The organism is Micromonospora sicca, assembly GCF_003172935.1.
GTDB classification, from domain to species: Bacteria; Actinomycetota; Actinomycetes; order Mycobacteriales; family Micromonosporaceae; genus Micromonospora; species Micromonospora sicca.
In genome coordinates, this window is record NZ_QGKS01000049.1 from 1 (window position 1) to 15,047 (window position 15,047).

A 15,047-nucleotide genomic window follows, 5' to 3' on the forward strand; every position below is an offset into this window, starting at 1 on the left:
CACCCCGTGGACGACCGACCGCGGGTGGTGGGCCCGCGTCCTTTGCTCTGCTGCAGCCACGGCAACACCTGACGTCCGCTATCCGGACAGCGGGTGTTGCCGTGGCTGCAGCAGAGCAAAGGACGCACAGCACCATCCCTCGGGGGCGGCCCCGGGGGCGATGCGGGTCTCCGGTGCCGATGGGCGGGGCGACGGACGCGAACCGCCGGACCGGCGCAGCGGACGCGAAGCGCCTCCACCCGCGCAGGACCAGACTCAGGCGGGCGGCAGGACGGAATCTAGGAGAGCAGAGCGCCCGGGGTGAGCTCGCCGGTGGCGACCAGGACCGCCGGGCCCGACAGCCAGCAGGAGTCGTCGGTCACCGTCACCGTGAGGCGTCCGCCGGGCACGTCGACCGTGATCGTGCCGGTGTCCTGCCCCGCGTCGCGCAGGGCCACCGCGCCGACCGCGCAGGCGCCGGTGCCGCAGGAGAGGGTCTCGGCCGAGCCGCGCTCGTAGACCCGCATCAGCACGTGCCCGTCGGTGCCGTCCACGGGCTCCCCCGGCGCGGTGAACTCGACGTTCACCCCGGCCGGGAAGACGCCCGGGTCGACGTCCGGGGCGCGGGTCAGGTCGAGGGCCGCCAGGTCCAGCCCCGCCGGCAGGGCGCAGACCAGGTGCGGGTTGCCGACGTCCACCGCGGCGCCGGGCAGGGTCAGCCCGCCCAGGGTGGCGGTGGCCGTGGCGTACAGCAGGGGGCGGCGCATCTCCACGGCGATCGCCTCACCCTCGACCCGCGCGCGCACGACGCCGGCCCGGGTGGCTACCGGCAGCGCCGCGCCGGACGGCGTGGCCAGGCCGGTCTCCAGCAGGTACCGGACGAAGACCCGGGCCCCGTTGCCGCACATCTCGGCGAACGAACCGTCGGAGTTCCAGTAGTCCATGAACCACTCGGCGTCGCCCGCCAGGGCGGCGCCCTCGGGGTGCTTGGCCGCCCGGACCACCCGCAGCACGCCGTCCCCGCCGATCCCGCGCCGCCGGTCGCAGATCGCCGCGACCAGGCCCGGGGTGAGGTCGAGCGCCCCGTCCGGGTCGGGCAGGATCACGAAGTCGTTGCCGGTGCCGTGGCCCTTGGTGAACTCCACGCCCCCATCATCCCCGATGGTCACCACCCGCAGCGCAGTCTCGACAAACGCCGACGACGCCGAGTCCAGCCAGTGGATGCGCGGGTCGCGCCGGAACCAGGACCGCTGCCGCCGGACGAAGCGGCGGGTGGCGCGGATCGTCTCGTCGTGCGCCTCGACCTCGGTCAGCTCCCCGGCGAGGAACCGCAGCACCTGCTGGTAGCCGAGCGCCCGGCTGGCCGTACGCCCCTCGGGCAGGCCGGCGCCGACCAGCGTCCGGGTCTCGGCGACCAGGCCGTCGGCCCACATCCGGTCCACCCGCAGCGCGATCCGCTCGTCCAGCAGGGCGGTGTCCAGGTCGACGCCGAGCTGCACGGAGGGGTAGTACGGCGTCGGCTCGGGCAGCGAGGCGGTGAACGGCGCACCGGTCAGCTCGATCACCTCCAGGGCGCGGACGATCCGCCGGCCGTTGCCGGGCAGGATGCCGGCCGCCGCCGCCGGGTCGGCCTCGGTCAACCGGGCGTACAGCGGGGCCGGGCCGACCGCCGCCAGCTCCGCCTCCAGCCGGGCCCGCACCGCCGGGTCGGTGCCGGGGAACTCGAACTGCTCCAGCACCGCCCGTACGTACAGCCCCGAGCCGCCGACCAGCAGCGGCACCCTCCCCCGGGCCAGGATGTCGTCGACCGCCGCGCGGGCCAGCCGCTGGTACTCGGCGACGCTGGCCGGCTCGGTCACGTCCCAGATGTCCAGCAGGTGGTGCGGCACGCCCTCCCGCTCGGCGGGGGTCAGCTTGGCGGTGCCGATGTCCATGCCCCGGTAGAGCTGCATCGAGTCCGCGTTGACCACCTCACCGTCGAGGGCCTGCGCCAGGGCGATGCTCAGCGCCGACTTGCCGGCCGCGGTCGGCCCGACCACGGCAACCACCGTGCCCCTCACGCCGGCGCCCAGTTCGCCACGAAGTAGGAGACGCCGTAGGGCGCCGCGGCATAGCTCAGCTCGCCGCGCCAGTCGCCGCCCGCCGCCCGCGCCGTGGCGGCCAGCACCTGCCAGGGCGCCCTTCCGGCGACCTTCAGCTCCGCCGACAGCGCCGGGTCCAGGCCGAGCAGGGCGTCGGGGTCCGCGTCGGCCAGGGCCCTGGCCACCCCCTCGTCGTACGCCTCGGCGCGCGGGTCGTCGTAGCCGGGCGCCTGCCGCCCCCGGCAGGCCGACCCGTCCCCCATCACCAGCAGCGCCACCCGGGGGCGGTACTCGTGCACCTGGTCGGCGAAGCCGCCCAGCTCGCCGAGGGTCGCCTCCGGGCTCACCTGGGCACCGACCACGCGCACGCCGACCCGCTGCCGGTTGAGCAGCCACGCCCCGACGGTGAGGCTCAGCGGTAGCACCGCCTCGCCGTCCGGCAGCGCCGGCACGAGCGGAACGGTCAGGTCGACACCCCAGGGGCGCAGCGAGCCGGTGGCGGGCGGGATGATCCAGCCGGTCGCCGGGCCCGAGCCCAGCACGACCACGCAGTCCGGTCGGGCGGTGAGGAGCCGGGTGACGGCCGCGGCGGCGGCGGCGCGGAGGTCGTCCAGCTCGGGCGCGGCGGCGCCGGCCAGCTCGGGCACGATCAACGGCGGGTGGGGGCAGACGGCGGCGGCGACCAGAGGCACGCCCTCACCGTAGCGGGATCCCCCGGTGCGTCCCCGCGCCGATCCGGTCATTCGGACGGTAGGACACCGTATGGTCACGGTCGACGACAGGCGCTCGACGTGGACGGGGTCGGACCTGTGACAATGCCCGGAGTAACTTTGCTGCGCCGTGGCGGCGATCGCGGGGGCTGTCCCGTCGACGCCGGGAGAACGAGGATGGGCACATGAGCGACTGGACTGCCTTCGGACGGGTGGACGCGGACGGCACCGTGTACGTCAAGACCGCCGAGGGCGAGCGGGTGGTCGGATCCTGGCAGGCGGGGGCCCCGGAGGAGGGGCTGGCCCACTTCGCCCGGCGCTTCGCCGACCTGGTGACCGAGGTGGACCTGACCGAGGCCCGGCTCAACTCCGGCGCCGCGGACGCCGGCGGGTCGCTGACGACCATCCGGCGGATCCGCGCCTCCCTGCCCGAGGCGCACGTCGTCGGTGACATCGACGCGCTGGCCGCCCGGCTGGACAAGCTCGCCGAGGTGGCCGAGGCGAAGGCCGGCGAGGCGAAGGCCGCCCGGGACGCCGCCCGGGGCGAGGCCCTCGCGCGCAAGACCGCCCTGGTGGAGGAGGCCGAGAAGCTGGCCGCCGAGTCGACCGGCTGGAAGACCGCCGGGGACCGGCTCAAGGAGATCCTCGACGAGTGGAAGACCATCCGCGGCGTCGACAAGAAGACTGACGGTGAGCTGTGGAAGCGGTTCGCCGCCGCCCGGGACGGCTTCACCCGCCGGCGGGGCGCCCATTTCGCCTCCCTCGACCAGCAGCGCAAGCAGGCGCAGACGGTCAAGGAGGAGCTGGTCGCCGAGGCCGAGAAGCTGAAGGACTCCACCGACTGGGCGGTCACCGCCAACCAGCTCAAGGACCTGATGACCCAGTGGAAGGCCGCGCCGCGGGCGTCCAAGGAGGCCGAGCAGAAGCTCTGGGAACGGTTCCGGGCGGCGCAGGACGAGTTCTTCACCCGGCGCAGTGAGGTCTTCTCGGCGCGGGACAACGAGCAGCGCGCCAACCTGGAGCGCAAGCAGGCCCTGCTCGCCGAGGCCGAGGCCCTCGACGTGGACGCCGATCCGAAGGGCGCCCAGGCGAAGCTGCGGGAGATCCAGGCGCAGTGGCACGAGGCCGGCCGGGTGCCGCGGGAGGCCGCCGCCGGGCTGGAGCGCCGGCTGCGCGCCGTCGACGACAAGGTCCGCGAGGTCATGGACTCGGCGTGGCGGCGCACCACCAAGGAGGACAACCCGCTGCTCGCGCAGATGCGGGCGCAGGTCGCGGAGGCCGAGGAGCGGCTGTCCCGGGCGCAGACCGCCGGTGACGCGCGCCGGATCAAGGAGGCGGAGCAGGCGCTGGCCTCCAAGCGGCAGTTCCTTCAGCTGGCCGAGCAGGCAGCCGGCTGAGCCGAGCACTCCGGAAGCCCCGGTCCCCGGCGCGGGACCGGGGCTTCCGCGCGTCCGGCCCCGACCCGCGCCGGCCGGACGGCGCAGGCCGGCCGGCGGGGCGCAGGGCAGGCCGGCCCGGCGCAGTACGGGCCGGCCTGGCGCAGTGCGGGCCGGTCGGACCCAGCCGGGCCGGCCGGACGGGCGGCGCCGCCGCGTGCGGTCCGGTCAGGGACCGTCCCGGCGCAGCCCGGGCCAGTAGCGCAGTGCGTCGCTGACGGCGGCGTTGAGCGCCTCGATCGTGGGCAGCAGCTGGTTCTCGGCGTCGACCAGGCCGCCGAGGGCGGCTTCGAGCGGCGCCGACTCGTCCGGCCCGTCCAGGACGCGCGCGCAGTCCTCGGCGGCCCGGCGGGTGGTGGCCAGTCCGTCGGCCCACCGGCCCTGGAGGTCGGCGTCGGGCACCCGCAGGTAGCCCTCGGCCCCGGTCGCCCCGAGCCGCAGCGCGTCGCAGCGGGCCCGCAGGGTCGCCACGTCCAGGGGCACGGTTCCGTCGGGGCCCGGCCGGGTGGCGGCCAGCTCCTGGATGAACCGGTTGTACCCCTGGTAGGCCGAGGTCAGCTCCAGGACGTGCGCCTGGCCGCCGAGCTTCCACCACATCAGCAGCTGCATGGCGCGCAGCTTCGGGCCCGCCGTCGAGGTGGATTCCGCCGGTACGGCCGCCGCCAACCCGCTGGTGGAACTCGTCCGGGCCCCGTACGATGCGGTGCCGGTCGCCAGCAGTGCCCCGCCGCAGATCACGGCAACGACGGCCCACCGGGCGCGGCCCCGCGTCGCAGCGGCGGACCGGGGCGCCGGACGGCGGCGCGCGGCGAGCCGGTGCAGCGGCGCCGCCAGCAGCGCACCTACGCCCGCGACCAGCGCCGCGCCGAAGACGGCCAGCAGCGCGGGACCGGTCAGGATCACCAGGAGCGGCCAGGCCACCGCCGGCAGGACGTGGCAGCTGTCGCCCATCGTCCGCAGCGGACCGAGGCAGCCGTCGACCGAGGCCAGCACCGCCAGACCGACCAGGGCGACGATCTGGGCGAGCCCGGCCGCCAGCAGGGCGCGCAGGAGGCGGTACGGCCGGGCGGTGGCCGCCACGGCGAGGGCGGTCACCGCCGACCCCACCCAGATCGCCGCGCCGCTCCACCAGGCGTAGAGCAGCGCGAACGCGCCGACGCGGAGCTCGCCCGCCGGCGGCTGCCAGGAGTGCTGGTGGGCCATCACCGCGACGATGCCGAGCAGGCAGACCGCCCCGCCGGCCAGCCCGGGGAGGAGGAGGCGCGGCAGCCCCGGGAGGCCACCTCCCCGGGGCGCCCACCACGTCCACCAGACCAGCGGGAAGAGCCAGAGCACGACCGCCGCGCCGATCGCGATCTGGTCGGCGCCCGCCACGGCCAGCGCCAGCAGCGTCCGGGTGAGCAGGGACAGCTCGGTCTGGTGCGCGTCCCACGGGCCGGGGAACGATCGGGTGATGGTGTCGCCGAACCCGAACGCGCCGGCGAGATCGCCGAGCAGGCGCAACCGCAGAATCCGCTGCCACAGGTCGAGGCCGGCGACCGCCACGAGGACGCCGGCGGCGAGGGCGACGCCCAGGCTGGCCCGCAGCGGCCCGCCCCGCCAGGACGCCAACCGCAGCCGGGCGCACTGGGTGATCCACCCGACGAACACGATGGCCGCCAGCAGCAGAAGCAGCAGCACCTCGGGGCGGGGCGGGAACCACTGCGGTCCGCCGGTGAATCCGCTGGTCAGCTCGCCGGTGACCAGCCCGGTCCCCAGCCACGACCCGGCGGCGACGCCGGTGGGCGCGGCCCCGCCGGTGGCCACCGCGTACCCGACGGTCCGCCACACCGAGATCGTCACGACCGCCGCCACGGGGGTCCCGACCACCCAGCACGCCACGCCGGTGGAGGTGATGCTCTCCAACTGGAGCACCAGGAAGAGGGCGGCCCAACCGAGCAGGAAGAACTGGACCCCGCTCAGCGCGTACAGCGGCGCGGGGTCGGCCAGGGAGCGCCGCCGGTCCGGCCAGGACGGGTGGGTCCGCAGCAGTCTGCGCAGCCGCGCGCGGACCGGGTGCGGCCGCGGCGGCTCCGGGTCGCCGCCGGCGGCCGTCGCCCAGACCCGCACGTCGGCCCCGGCGGCCACGGCGTCCGCGTCGGCGTGCAGCTCGCGGTGCCGCAGGATGTCCACCCGGGCCAGTTGGACCATGACCAGCAGGAAGGACGCGACCACGAGCTGCCGGATCAGCGGGGTCCGGGCGGCCGGCCAGAGCACCTCGTCCGCGCCGACGAACCAGCCGAAGAACTGGGCCCCGAGCAGCGATCCACCGACCAGCACGAGGTACGGCAGGCACACCAGGCCGGCGAAGGCGCGGAAGAGCGCCACCACCGCGTAGCTGATGCCCACGTCCCGGTTGCGCAGGTGCGCGTACTCGTGCAGGACGGTCGCCCGGAAGGTCTCCGGGTCGGTCATGCGGCTGAGCAGCAGCCCGCCGTGCAGCCGCACGGTGTACCGGCCGAACCACCCGTACGTCACCGCGCCCCGGGCCAGCGCGGCCGGATCGACCACGAACCCGGGCGGGGCGGCGAGTCCGGCCTGCCCGGCCAGGGCGGTCAGTTCGGCCCTCGCCGCGCCGTCCGGGTCCAGCCGCGACAGCGGGACCACCCGGCTGCCGCGGTTGCGCCACCGGGGCAGCCACAGGTAGAGCACGGCCGCGGCGGCGAGCACGGCGAGCACCCCGGCCGGCGCCCGCCACCGGCCGGCGTACGGCAGGCTGGACACGCACCGCTCCACCGCCGCGGGGTCGCCGGTGCGGAGCAGGTTCGCCAGCTCGTCGCTGGCCGGATCGAAGCCGGTGGCGAGGTCGCAGGCCAGGGCGTGGTTCTGCGGGGGCAGGAACTGGGCCAGCTCGCCGAGCATGGTGACGGCCGCGGTCAGCACGGTCATCAGCAGCAGGACGAAGCGCAGGGTCGTCCCGGCGGCGATCCCCGGCAGCCGCACCGTGGACGGTGGGTGGGCGGTGGCGGGCGCGGCGGACGGCTCCGCCACGCTCACCGCTCGGCCCGGGGCGCGGCGGGCGGTTCGAGCACCAGGCGGGCCACCACGTGGTCGGCCACACCCCGGGCGGCGGGATCGTCGAGCCCCGCCGCGCTCGCGCCGGCCCGCACCCGGTCGTGCACGGCGGCCAACTGTTCCCTGGTCAGGTGCGGGACGGTGGCCGGCAGGGCGGGCCGCGACCGCCGTCGGAACAGCCGGCGGAGCCGGCCGCCGACGCCGTCGGCCAGCGCCTTCACGCCCATCCGGCTCGCCTCGTCGACGGCGATCCACACCACCGGGGTGAGCGCGGCGACCGCCTCGGTCAGGCCGAAGCCCAACTCCTCCGGGCGGTGCGGGCGGCGCAACAGGCCCGCCACCCGGTCCGGCGGCAGCCGGCTCAGCCCCTCCACCAGTGGCAGCTCGTGCGGCGCGACCTCGGTGATGACGTCCCGGACGACCTCGGGGACGGTCGCGGCCATGGGAGCCTCCTCATCGGACGGACGCGTGACGGCCCCAGCTTATGGCCGACCGGCCCGGCGTGATGACCCGTGCACGGTCGGTCAGCCGGGGCACGCGCCGGGCGCCGGCAGGACTGCGCGGTCCCGGTTGACGCATCGAGGTGCGCTGATCAGAAACCCGGCACGATGAGGCTCAACGGCGCCGCCTGCCGACCGCGCCGGCCCGGCCCACGCCGGGCCCGGACGGCACGACGGCCGGGACCATCACGGGGGGGTCCCGGCCGTCGGCGGTGGGTCAGTGCGCGGCGCAGCCGGTGGTCGGCGCGGGCACCGCGGCCGGCGCGCCGATCGTCGGCAGCCCGAGCACCACCCCGGGGGTACGCGGGGAGCGGCCGGCCTCGGCGGCGTCGCCGGCCCGGGTACGCCGGTGCGACAGCGGCTCGCCGTCGGCGTTGAGGTGGTGCGGGGCGGCGTACGTGACGGTGGTGTGCACGATGTCGCCGGGCCGGATCTGCCCCGCGAGGCTGCCGGCGTCGAAGTGCACGAGGCGGCCGTCGCGGGCGCGGCCGGACATCCGGCCGGTGCGCTCGTCCTTGCGCCCCTCGCCGACGGCGACCAGCACCTCGACGGTCTCCCCCACCAGCTTCCGGTTCTCCGCCCAGGTGATCTCCTCCACGCAGGCGATCAGCCGCTCGTAGCGTTCCTGCACGACCTGCTTGGGGAGCTGGCCGTCCATGGTCGCGGCGGGGGTGCCGGGCCGCTTGGAGTACTGGAAGGTGAACGCCGAGGAGAACCGGGCCTCGCGGACCACGTCGAGGGTCCGCTCGAAGTCGGCGTCCGTCTCGCCGGGGAAGCCGACGATGATGTCGGTGGTGATGGCCGCGTCCGGCATCGCCGCTCGGACCTTGGAGATGATCCCCAGGTACTTCTCCGACCGGTACGACCGGCGCATCGCGCGCAGCACGTCGTCCGAGCCGGACTGCAGCGGCATGTGCAGCGAGTGGCAGACGTTCGGCGTCTCGGCCATGGCGGCGATCACGTCGTCGGTGAAGTCCTTCGGGTGCGGGCTGGTGAACCGGACCCGCTCCAGCCCGTCGATGTCGCCGCAGGCGCGCAGCAGCTTCCCGAAGGCGTACCGGTCACCGAACTCGACGCCGTAGGAGTTGACGTTCTGCCCGAGCAGGGTCACCTCCAGCACGCCCTCGTCGACCAGGGCGCGCACCTCGGAGAGGATGTCGCCGGGGCGGCGGTCCTTCTCCTTGCCGCGCAGGGAGGGCACGATGCAGAACGTGCAGGTGTTGTTGCAGCCCACCGAGATCGACACCCAGCCGGCGTACGTCGACTCGCGCCGGGTGGGCAGCGTGGAGGGGAAGACGTCGAGGGATTCGAGGATCTCCACCTCGGCGGCCGCGTTGTGCCGGGCCCGCTCCAGCAGCACCGGCAGCGAGCCGATGTTGTGCGTGCCGAAGACCACGTCCACCCAGGGGGCCTTGCGGACGATCTCGCCGCGGTCCTTCTGGGCCAGGCAGCCGCCGACCGCGATCTGCATCCCGGGGTGTTTGTCCTTCACGGGGCGCAGATGACCCAGGTTGCCGTAGAGCCGGTTGTCGGCGTTCTCCCGGACGGCGCAGGTGTTGAACACCACCACGTCCGGGTTGTCGTCGGCCTCGGCGGCGCGCACGTAACCGGCCTGTTCGAGCAGGCCGGAGATGCGCTCGGAGTCGTGCACGTTCATCTGGCAGCCGTACGTACGCACCTGGTAGGTGCGCGGGCTGCCCGCGGCTGCGGTAGTCATGACGTGCACAGCGTATCCGGGCCGAGCTGGTCGGACCGAACGAGGAGGAGCCATGTGCCGGAGCATCAAGACCCTGCGTGAGCCGTACGTCCCGGTGGTCACCGAGGAGGACGTCCGCGCGGCGGCGTTGCAGTACGTCCGGAAGATCTCGGGCTTCCGGACGCCTGCCGCCCACAACGCGGCCGCCTTCGACGCCGCCGTGGACGCGGTGGCCGCCGCCACCGCGACCCTGCTCGACCAGCTGGTGGTACGCGGCCAGCAGCCGACGGCCCGCGCCTGACGCCGCCCGGCCCGCGACCGGAGCCGACCCGCGGACCCGCGCGGGCCGGGCCCGGCTCAGGCCGCGGCTAACGCGGGGGCGACGGAGTCGGGGGCCCACCGGGAGCGGTGGCACTGCGACCAGCCCCGGCAGCCCGGGTGGGCCATGGTGCAGAGCCGCTGGTCGCTGAGCACCTCGCCGTCGTCCGTCTCGGTGACGGTGAAGTGCACCGGGCGGATGGTGCCGTCCGGGGCGACCAGCAGGTGCCGGCCGTCGTCGAGGGTGTCGTCCCGCATCAGGCAGTTGCGGTCCAGCAGCCGGGCCAGCGCCGCGATGCTCGGCAGCTCGGGCAGCCGCTCGGGCACCCCGTAGCAGTCGACCATCGTGCCGAACTCGCCCGGCGCCTCCCAGACGTCGCAGATCACCGCGTACGTGGGCAGCCGGGCCGGGTCGGCCACGGCGAGGGGCATCACCACCCGGCCGAGCGCCTCGGCCAGCGCGGGGTACACCTCCACCGGTGCCGCCCCGTCGATTCTCCAGTTCCACAGCTCGGTCATGCCGCCTCCTCGCTGTGCTCGTCCCACCGGCCTCCGGATCGGGCCTTAATGACGATGGTGGGGTGCATATGACCTCAGCCGGGGCCAAGTTACCGGTCTGTGACCATTCCGGGCAAAATTTCCTCGGGCACCGTTGCTCCGAGTAGCGGGAAGATGACAGTTTATCGGGTATGGTGCCTCGTTCGGGACAACGACCTGGCAGTCAGCGGATCCGGATCAGGTGCTCGCCCCGGGGCAGCAGCTCGCCGATCACCGTGCCGCCGGGCACCTCGCCCGCGACCAGCAGGCCGCCGGAGGTCTGCGCGTCGGCCAGCAGCAGCCGCTCCCCCTCGTCGGCCGCGCCGAAGTCCGTCCACGGGGTCACCCAGTCCAGGTTGCGGCGGGTACCGCCGCTGACGTACCCGTCCCGCAGCGCCTCCCGTGCCCCCGGCAGATACGGCACCCGGGCCGCGTCGATGGCGACCGTCAGCCGGCTCGCCCGGGCCAGCTTCGAGGCGTGCCCGAGCAGGCCGAAGCCGGTCACGTCGGTGCCGCAGCGGATGCCGGCGGCCACCGCCGCCCGGGCGGCGTCCCGGTTCAGCGCGCTCATAGAGGCGACGGCCGCGGCGAAGCGCTCGCCGGTGGCCTTGTGCCGGGTGTTCAACACCCCGACGCCGAGCGGCTTGGTCAGCGAGAGCGGCAGGCCGGCGCGACCGCCGTCCAGGGTGATCAGCTCCTCGGGCCGGACCACGCCGGTGACCGCGAGGCCGTACTTCGGGCCGTCGTCGTCGACGCTGTGCCCGCCGGCCAGGTGGCAGCCCGCCTCCCGGGCCACGTCCTGGCCGCCGCGCAGCACCTCCCGGGCCAGCTCCACCGGCAGCTTCTCCCGTGGCCAGCAGAGCAGGTTGAGCGCCACCAGCGGGGTGCCGCCCATCGCGTAGACGTCGGAGAGCGCGTTGGCCGCGGCGATCCGGCCCCAGTCGTACGCGTCATCCACCACCGGCGTGAAGAAGTCGGCGGTGCTCACCAGGCCGGTCCGCTCGTCGAGCCGGACCACCGCGGCGTCGTCGCCGTGCTCCAGTCCGACCAGCAGGTCGGCGGTGCCGCCGGCCGGCCCCAGCCCGGCGACCATCGCCTCCAGCTCGCCCGGTGGGATCTTGCAGGCACAGCCGCCGCCCCGGGCGTAATCGGTCAACCGGATCGCGTCGGTCATCCGTACATGATCTCCGTGAAACCCGGCCGCCGCCACTGGGCGGGCCGGCGTGTGACGGAATTCGGACTCCGGGGCACGGCGGGAACGGGTGTTACCGCTCCGTGACCATCTGAGTTGCATCACGCCACGTAGGCCCGCCTACAGTGGCCCAACCGGGGGTCGACCGACCCCGCTTCCGGGACGAACGACCGACAGGGACGGTGGACGACGTGACGACGGGCGAACCGCTCATCGTGCTGGACGGGGTCAACAAGTACTTCGGCCCGCTGCACGTGCTGGACGACGTGTCGCTCTCCGTCGGCAAGGGCGAGGTGGTCGTGGTCATCGGCCCCTCGGGCTCCGGCAAGTCGACGCTCTGCCGGACGATCAACCGCCTCGAGCCGATCGACTCCGGCACCATCACCTTCGACGGCACGCCGCTGCCCGCCGAGGGGAAGGCGCTGGCGAAGCTGCGCAGCGAGGTCGGCATGGTCTTCCAGTCGTTCAACCTCTTCGCGCACAAGACGATCCTGGAGAACGTCACCCTCGGCCCGGTGAAGGTCCGCAAGGAGAAGCCGGCCGCCGCCCGCGAGCGCGGCCTGGCCCTGCTGGACCGGGTCGGCATCGCCAACCAGGCCGAGAAGTACCCGGCCCAGCTCTCCGGCGGTCAGCAGCAGCGCGCGGCGATCGCCCGCGCACTGGCCATGCAGCCCAAGGCGATGCTCTTCGACGAGCCGACCAGCGCGCTGGACCCGGAGATGGTCGGCGAGGTGCTGGACGTGATGACCTCACTGGCCCGCGACGGCATGACGATGGTCGTGGTCACCCACGAGATGGGCTTCGCCCGGCACGCGGCCAACCGGGTGATCTTCATGGCCGACGGCAAGCTGGTCGAGGACGCCCCGCCGACGGAGTTCTTCGCCAACCCGCGCAGCGAGCGGGCCAGGGACTTCCTCTCCAAGATCCTCACGCACTGAGCGTCCCTAGCGGAGCGCGCCGTCCCCCGGCGGGCTCCCGTCGAAGAAGGAGAAGAGTATGCGTATGAAGCACGTGGCGGCGGTCGCCGCGGCGGCCACCCTGGCCCTCGGCATGAGCGCCTGCGGTGGCGACGGCGACGGCGGTTCCGGCAACGGGGGCGGCAAGGGCATCGTCGGAAAGGCGCAGAGCCAGAAGAAGCTGGTGATCGGCGTCAAGGCCGACCAGCCGGGCCTGGGTCTGCAGACCGGCAGCACGTACGAGGGCTTCGACATCGAGATCGCCAAGATCGTGGCCAAGGGCCTGGGGGTCGACGCGAACAACATCGAGTGGAAGACCACCGTCTCCGCCAACCGTGAGCCCTTCATCCAGCAGGGCACCGTCGACCTGGTCGTGGCGACGTACACGATCAACGACGAGCGCAAGCAGAAGGTCAACTTCGCCGGCCCGTACTTCGTCGCCGGTCAGGACCTGCTGGTGAAGGCCGACTCGACGATCACCGGCCCCGAGGGCCTGGACGGCAAGAAGGTCTGCTCGGTGCAGGGCTCCACGCCGGCCAAGCGGATCCAGACCGACCACCCGAAGGCCAAGCTCCAGCAGTTCGACGCCTACTCGAAGTGCATCACGGCGCTGGAGGGTGGTCAGGTCGACGCGGTGACCACCGACGACATCATCCTCGCCGGCTACGCCGCGCAGTCCCAGTACGCCGGCAAGTTCAAGGTGGTCGGCAAGACCTTCTCCACCGAGCCGTACGGCATCGGCCTGAAGAAGGACGACAAGGACGGCTGCGAGAAGGTCAACGAGATCCTCAAGGCCGCCGCCTCGGACGGCACGTACAAGGCCGCCTGGGACGCCACCCTGGGCAAGAGCGGCAAGGCCGCGCCCGAGCTGGACACCACGAAGCTGACCAACTGCGGCAGCGTCTGACCGGTTCCGGGGCCGGCATCCGTACGGGTGCCGGCCCCGGCCTGTCGCGACGCCGACGACGTGCCCCGGGAGTCGACGCATGCACGTATTCGCTGATCCGACCAACCTCGACGCGTACCTGTCGGGCTTCCTCTGGATCCTCAAGCTGACCGGCGCGTCGGCGGTGATCGCGCTGGTGCTCGGCGTGCTGCTCGCCGCGTTCCGGGTCTCCCCCGTGCCCGTGCTGCGCGGCTTCGGCGCGGCTTGGGTGAACATCTTCCGCAACACGCCGCTGACGCTGATCATCTTCTTCTGCTACTTCGGCCTCTTCTCGACCCTCGGGTTGACCCTCTCCGACGACCTGAACCTGAACAACTTCTGGCTCGGCGTCGTCGGCCTGTCGGTCTACACCGCGGCGTTCGTCTGCGAGTCCGTCCGCTCCGGCATCAACACGGTTCCGGCCGGCCAGGCGGAGGCGGCCCGGGCGATCGGGCTGACCTTCTTCCAGACCCTGCGGATCGTGGTCCTGCCGCAGGCCGGGCGGGCGGTGGTGGCGCCCCTGGGCAGCGTGCTCATCGCGCTGTGCAAGAACGCCACGATCGTCGGCACCATCGGCTTGATCGAGGCCTCCAGCGTGATGAAGCAGCTGATCAACGACAACGGCGACGCGGTCATCCCGATCTTCCTGGTCTTCGCCGGCACGTTCGCCGCGATCCTCGTCCCCACCGGCTACTTCTTCGGCTGGCTGGCCAACCGACTGGCGGTGAAGCGCTGATGAGCACCGGCGTTCTGTACGACCACCCGGGACCGCGCGCCCGCATCCGCAACGCGGTGCTCAGCGTCGCCTTCGGCCTCGGCCTGGTCGCGTTGCTGTGGTGGATCTACACCAAGTTCGACCAGGCCGGCCAGTGGGAGGCCGCGCTCTGGAAGCCCTTCACCCAATCGGCCACCTGGACCCAGTTCATCCTTCCCGGCCTGCGGCAGACGCTGCTCGCCGCGGCCACCGGCATGGTGCTGTCGCTGGCCTTCGGCATCATCTTCGCGGTCGGACGGCTCTCCGAGCACTGGTGGATCCGGGTGCCGGCCGGCGTGGTGGTGGAGTTCTTCCGCGCCGTCCCGCTGCTCCTGATGATCTTCTTCATCTTCTACGGCGTGCCGTTCCTCATCCAGGGCCCGGTCACGGCGTTCACCGCCGTGGTGGCCGGCCTCACCCTCTACAACGGCTCGGTGCTGGCCGAGGCGTTCCGGGCCGGCATCCGGTCCATCCCCGGCGGCCAGTCCGAGGCGGCCTACGCGGTGGGCATGCGCAAGAGTCAGGTCATGCGGCTGATCCTGGTGCCGCAGGCCGCCCGCGCCATGCTCCCGGTGATCGTCAGCCAGCTCGTGGTCCTGCTCAAGGACACCGCGCTCGGCTACATCGTGGCCTTCCCCGAGCTGCTCGCGCGCGGGGTCAACGACCTCTCCGCCAACTACGGGAACGTGGTCGCCGCCGCGATCGTGGTGGCCGTGATCTACATCCTGATCAACTCGCTGCTCACCGCGCTGGCGAACTGGCTCGACCGGCGTACCCGCCAGCGCGCGTTCCGGATCCCCAAGCAGACCGCCCCGGACTCCACCCCGGCCGGCGGGATGGCCGTCTCCGAGCCGCAGGGCTGACCCGACCCGCTGCGACGCCGTGCCGCATCCCGTTCCCGCGGGAGGT

13 protein-coding genes and 1 pseudogene are annotated in these 15,047 nt (G+C 73.7%); 6 read left to right on the forward strand and 8 right to left on the reverse strand.

Annotation, left to right across the window (positions count from 1 at the left end):
- Nucleotides 1-278: 278 nt before the first annotated feature.
- The 3 genes and pseudogenes from dapF to DKT69_RS00435 all read right to left on the reverse strand — a co-directional run bounded on the left by dapF (nucleotide 279) and on the right by DKT69_RS00435 (nucleotide 2,803).
- Nucleotides 279-1,124, reverse strand: coding sequence for a diaminopimelate epimerase (dapF, locus tag DKT69_RS38780; RefSeq protein ID WP_201749414.1), 846 nt, complete (start codon nucleotides 1,122-1,124; stop codon nucleotides 279-281).
- A 21-nt stretch (nucleotides 1,125-1,145) separates the two neighbouring features.
- A pseudogene (gene miaA, locus DKT69_RS38785) lies at nucleotides 1,146-2,051 on the reverse strand (tRNA (adenosine(37)-N6)-dimethylallyltransferase MiaA); the annotation flags it as partial.
- On the reverse strand, nucleotides 2,036-2,803 hold the full coding sequence (locus tag DKT69_RS00435) for a class III extradiol dioxygenase subunit B-like domain-containing protein (RefSeq protein ID WP_109799622.1): 768 nt from the start codon (nucleotides 2,801-2,803) through the stop codon (nucleotides 2,036-2,038). The pseudogene miaA and the gene DKT69_RS00435, both read right to left, overlap by 16 nt.
- A 152-nt stretch (nucleotides 2,804-2,955) precedes the next feature.
- Between DKT69_RS00435 and DKT69_RS00440 the strand changes: the two genes are divergently transcribed.
- Nucleotides 2,956-4,167: a DUF349 domain-containing protein gene (locus tag DKT69_RS00440; RefSeq protein WP_109799623.1), complete on the forward strand. Its 1,212-nt coding sequence runs from the start codon at nucleotides 2,956-2,958 to the stop codon at nucleotides 4,165-4,167.
- A gap of 207 nt (nucleotides 4,168-4,374) precedes the next feature.
- Here DKT69_RS00440 and DKT69_RS00445 read toward each other — a convergent pair whose 3' ends face one another.
- From DKT69_RS00445 to miaB, 3 genes are all read right to left on the reverse strand, one after another.
- On the reverse strand, nucleotides 4,375-7,236 hold the full coding sequence (locus DKT69_RS00445; protein WP_109799624.1) for a M48 family metalloprotease: 2,862 nt from the start codon (nucleotides 7,234-7,236) through the stop codon (nucleotides 4,375-4,377).
- A gap of 2 nt (nucleotides 7,237-7,238) precedes the next feature.
- Entirely contained in the window at nucleotides 7,239-7,703 is a 465-nt protein-coding gene (locus DKT69_RS00450; RefSeq protein WP_109799625.1) for a hypothetical protein, read from the reverse strand.
- A 274-nt stretch (nucleotides 7,704-7,977) separates the two neighbouring features.
- Nucleotides 7,978-9,477 carry a tRNA (N6-isopentenyl adenosine(37)-C2)-methylthiotransferase MiaB gene (gene miaB / locus DKT69_RS00455; protein WP_109799651.1) on the reverse strand — a complete coding sequence of 500 codons (1,500 nt, stop codon included), beginning with the start codon at nucleotides 9,475-9,477 and terminating at the stop codon, nucleotides 7,978-7,980.
- Between the two features lie 52 nt (nucleotides 9,478-9,529).
- Here miaB and DKT69_RS00460 point away from each other — a divergent pair, with 52 nt between their 5' ends.
- Nucleotides 9,530-9,757: a DUF2277 family protein gene (locus DKT69_RS00460; protein WP_089010531.1), complete on the forward strand. Its 228-nt coding sequence runs from the start codon at nucleotides 9,530-9,532 to the stop codon at nucleotides 9,755-9,757.
- Between the two features lie 56 nt (nucleotides 9,758-9,813).
- Here the strand turns inward: DKT69_RS00460 and DKT69_RS00465 are convergent, their stop codons facing one another.
- Nucleotides 9,814-10,293, reverse strand: a complete 480-nt coding sequence (locus DKT69_RS00465; protein WP_109799626.1) for a hypothetical protein — start codon at nucleotides 10,291-10,293, stop codon at nucleotides 9,814-9,816.
- 202 nt (nucleotides 10,294-10,495) lie between these two features.
- Nucleotides 10,496-11,485 carry a selenide, water dikinase SelD gene (gene selD, locus DKT69_RS00470; protein WP_109799627.1) on the reverse strand — a complete coding sequence of 330 codons (990 nt, stop codon included), beginning with the start codon at nucleotides 11,483-11,485 and terminating at the stop codon, nucleotides 10,496-10,498.
- Between the two features lie 200 nt (nucleotides 11,486-11,685).
- Here selD and DKT69_RS00475 point away from each other — a divergent pair, with 200 nt between their 5' ends.
- From DKT69_RS00475 to DKT69_RS00490, 4 genes are all read left to right on the forward strand, one after another.
- Complete coding sequence (locus DKT69_RS00475; protein ID WP_109799628.1) at nucleotides 11,686-12,441, forward strand: amino acid ABC transporter ATP-binding protein; 756 nt, start codon at nucleotides 11,686-11,688, stop codon at nucleotides 12,439-12,441.
- A gap of 58 nt (nucleotides 12,442-12,499) precedes the next feature.
- Nucleotides 12,500-13,366, forward strand: coding sequence for a glutamate ABC transporter substrate-binding protein (locus tag DKT69_RS00480; RefSeq protein ID WP_109799629.1), 867 nt, complete (start codon nucleotides 12,500-12,502; stop codon nucleotides 13,364-13,366).
- A gap of 79 nt (nucleotides 13,367-13,445) precedes the next feature.
- Entirely contained in the window at nucleotides 13,446-14,120 is a 675-nt protein-coding gene (locus DKT69_RS00485) for an amino acid ABC transporter permease (RefSeq protein WP_109799630.1), read from the forward strand.
- Nucleotides 14,117-15,001 (forward strand): amino acid ABC transporter permease, encoded by an 885-nt coding sequence (locus DKT69_RS00490; RefSeq protein ID WP_109799652.1) that lies wholly within the window; start codon nucleotides 14,117-14,119, stop codon nucleotides 14,999-15,001. Before DKT69_RS00485 ends, DKT69_RS00490 begins: the two co-directional genes overlap by 4 nt.
- Nucleotides 15,002-15,047: the final 46 nt, after the last annotated feature.

Excerpts from the sequence above, each read along its gene's own strand:
- DKT69_RS00480 (WP_109799629.1), top strand. The coding sequence starts at position 12,500 with ATGCGTATGAAGCACGTGGCGGCGGTCGCCGCGGCGGCCACCCTGGCC.
- DKT69_RS00485 (WP_109799630.1), top strand. The coding sequence starts at position 13,446 with ATGCACGTATTCGCTGATCCGACCAACCTCGACGCGTACCTGTCGGGC.
- DKT69_RS00440 (WP_109799623.1), top strand. The coding sequence starts at position 2,956 with ATGAGCGACTGGACTGCCTTCGGACGGGTGGACGCGGACGGCACCGTG.
- DKT69_RS00450 (WP_109799625.1), bottom strand. The coding sequence starts at position 7,703 with ATGGCCGCGACCGTCCCCGAGGTCGTCCGGGACGTCATCACCGAGGTC.
- selD (WP_109799627.1), bottom strand. The coding sequence starts at position 11,485 with ATGACCGACGCGATCCGGTTGACCGATTACGCCCGGGGCGGCGGCTGT.
- DKT69_RS00435 (WP_109799622.1), bottom strand. The coding sequence starts at position 2,803 with ATGACCGGATCGGCGCGGGGACGCACCGGGGGATCCCGCTACGGTGAG.
- DKT69_RS00465 (WP_109799626.1), bottom strand. The coding sequence starts at position 10,293 with ATGACCGAGCTGTGGAACTGGAGAATCGACGGGGCGGCACCGGTGGAG.
- DKT69_RS00460 (WP_089010531.1), top strand. The coding sequence starts at position 9,530 with ATGTGCCGGAGCATCAAGACCCTGCGTGAGCCGTACGTCCCGGTGGTC.
- miaB (WP_109799651.1), bottom strand. The coding sequence starts at position 9,477 with ATGACTACCGCAGCCGCGGGCAGCCCGCGCACCTACCAGGTGCGTACG.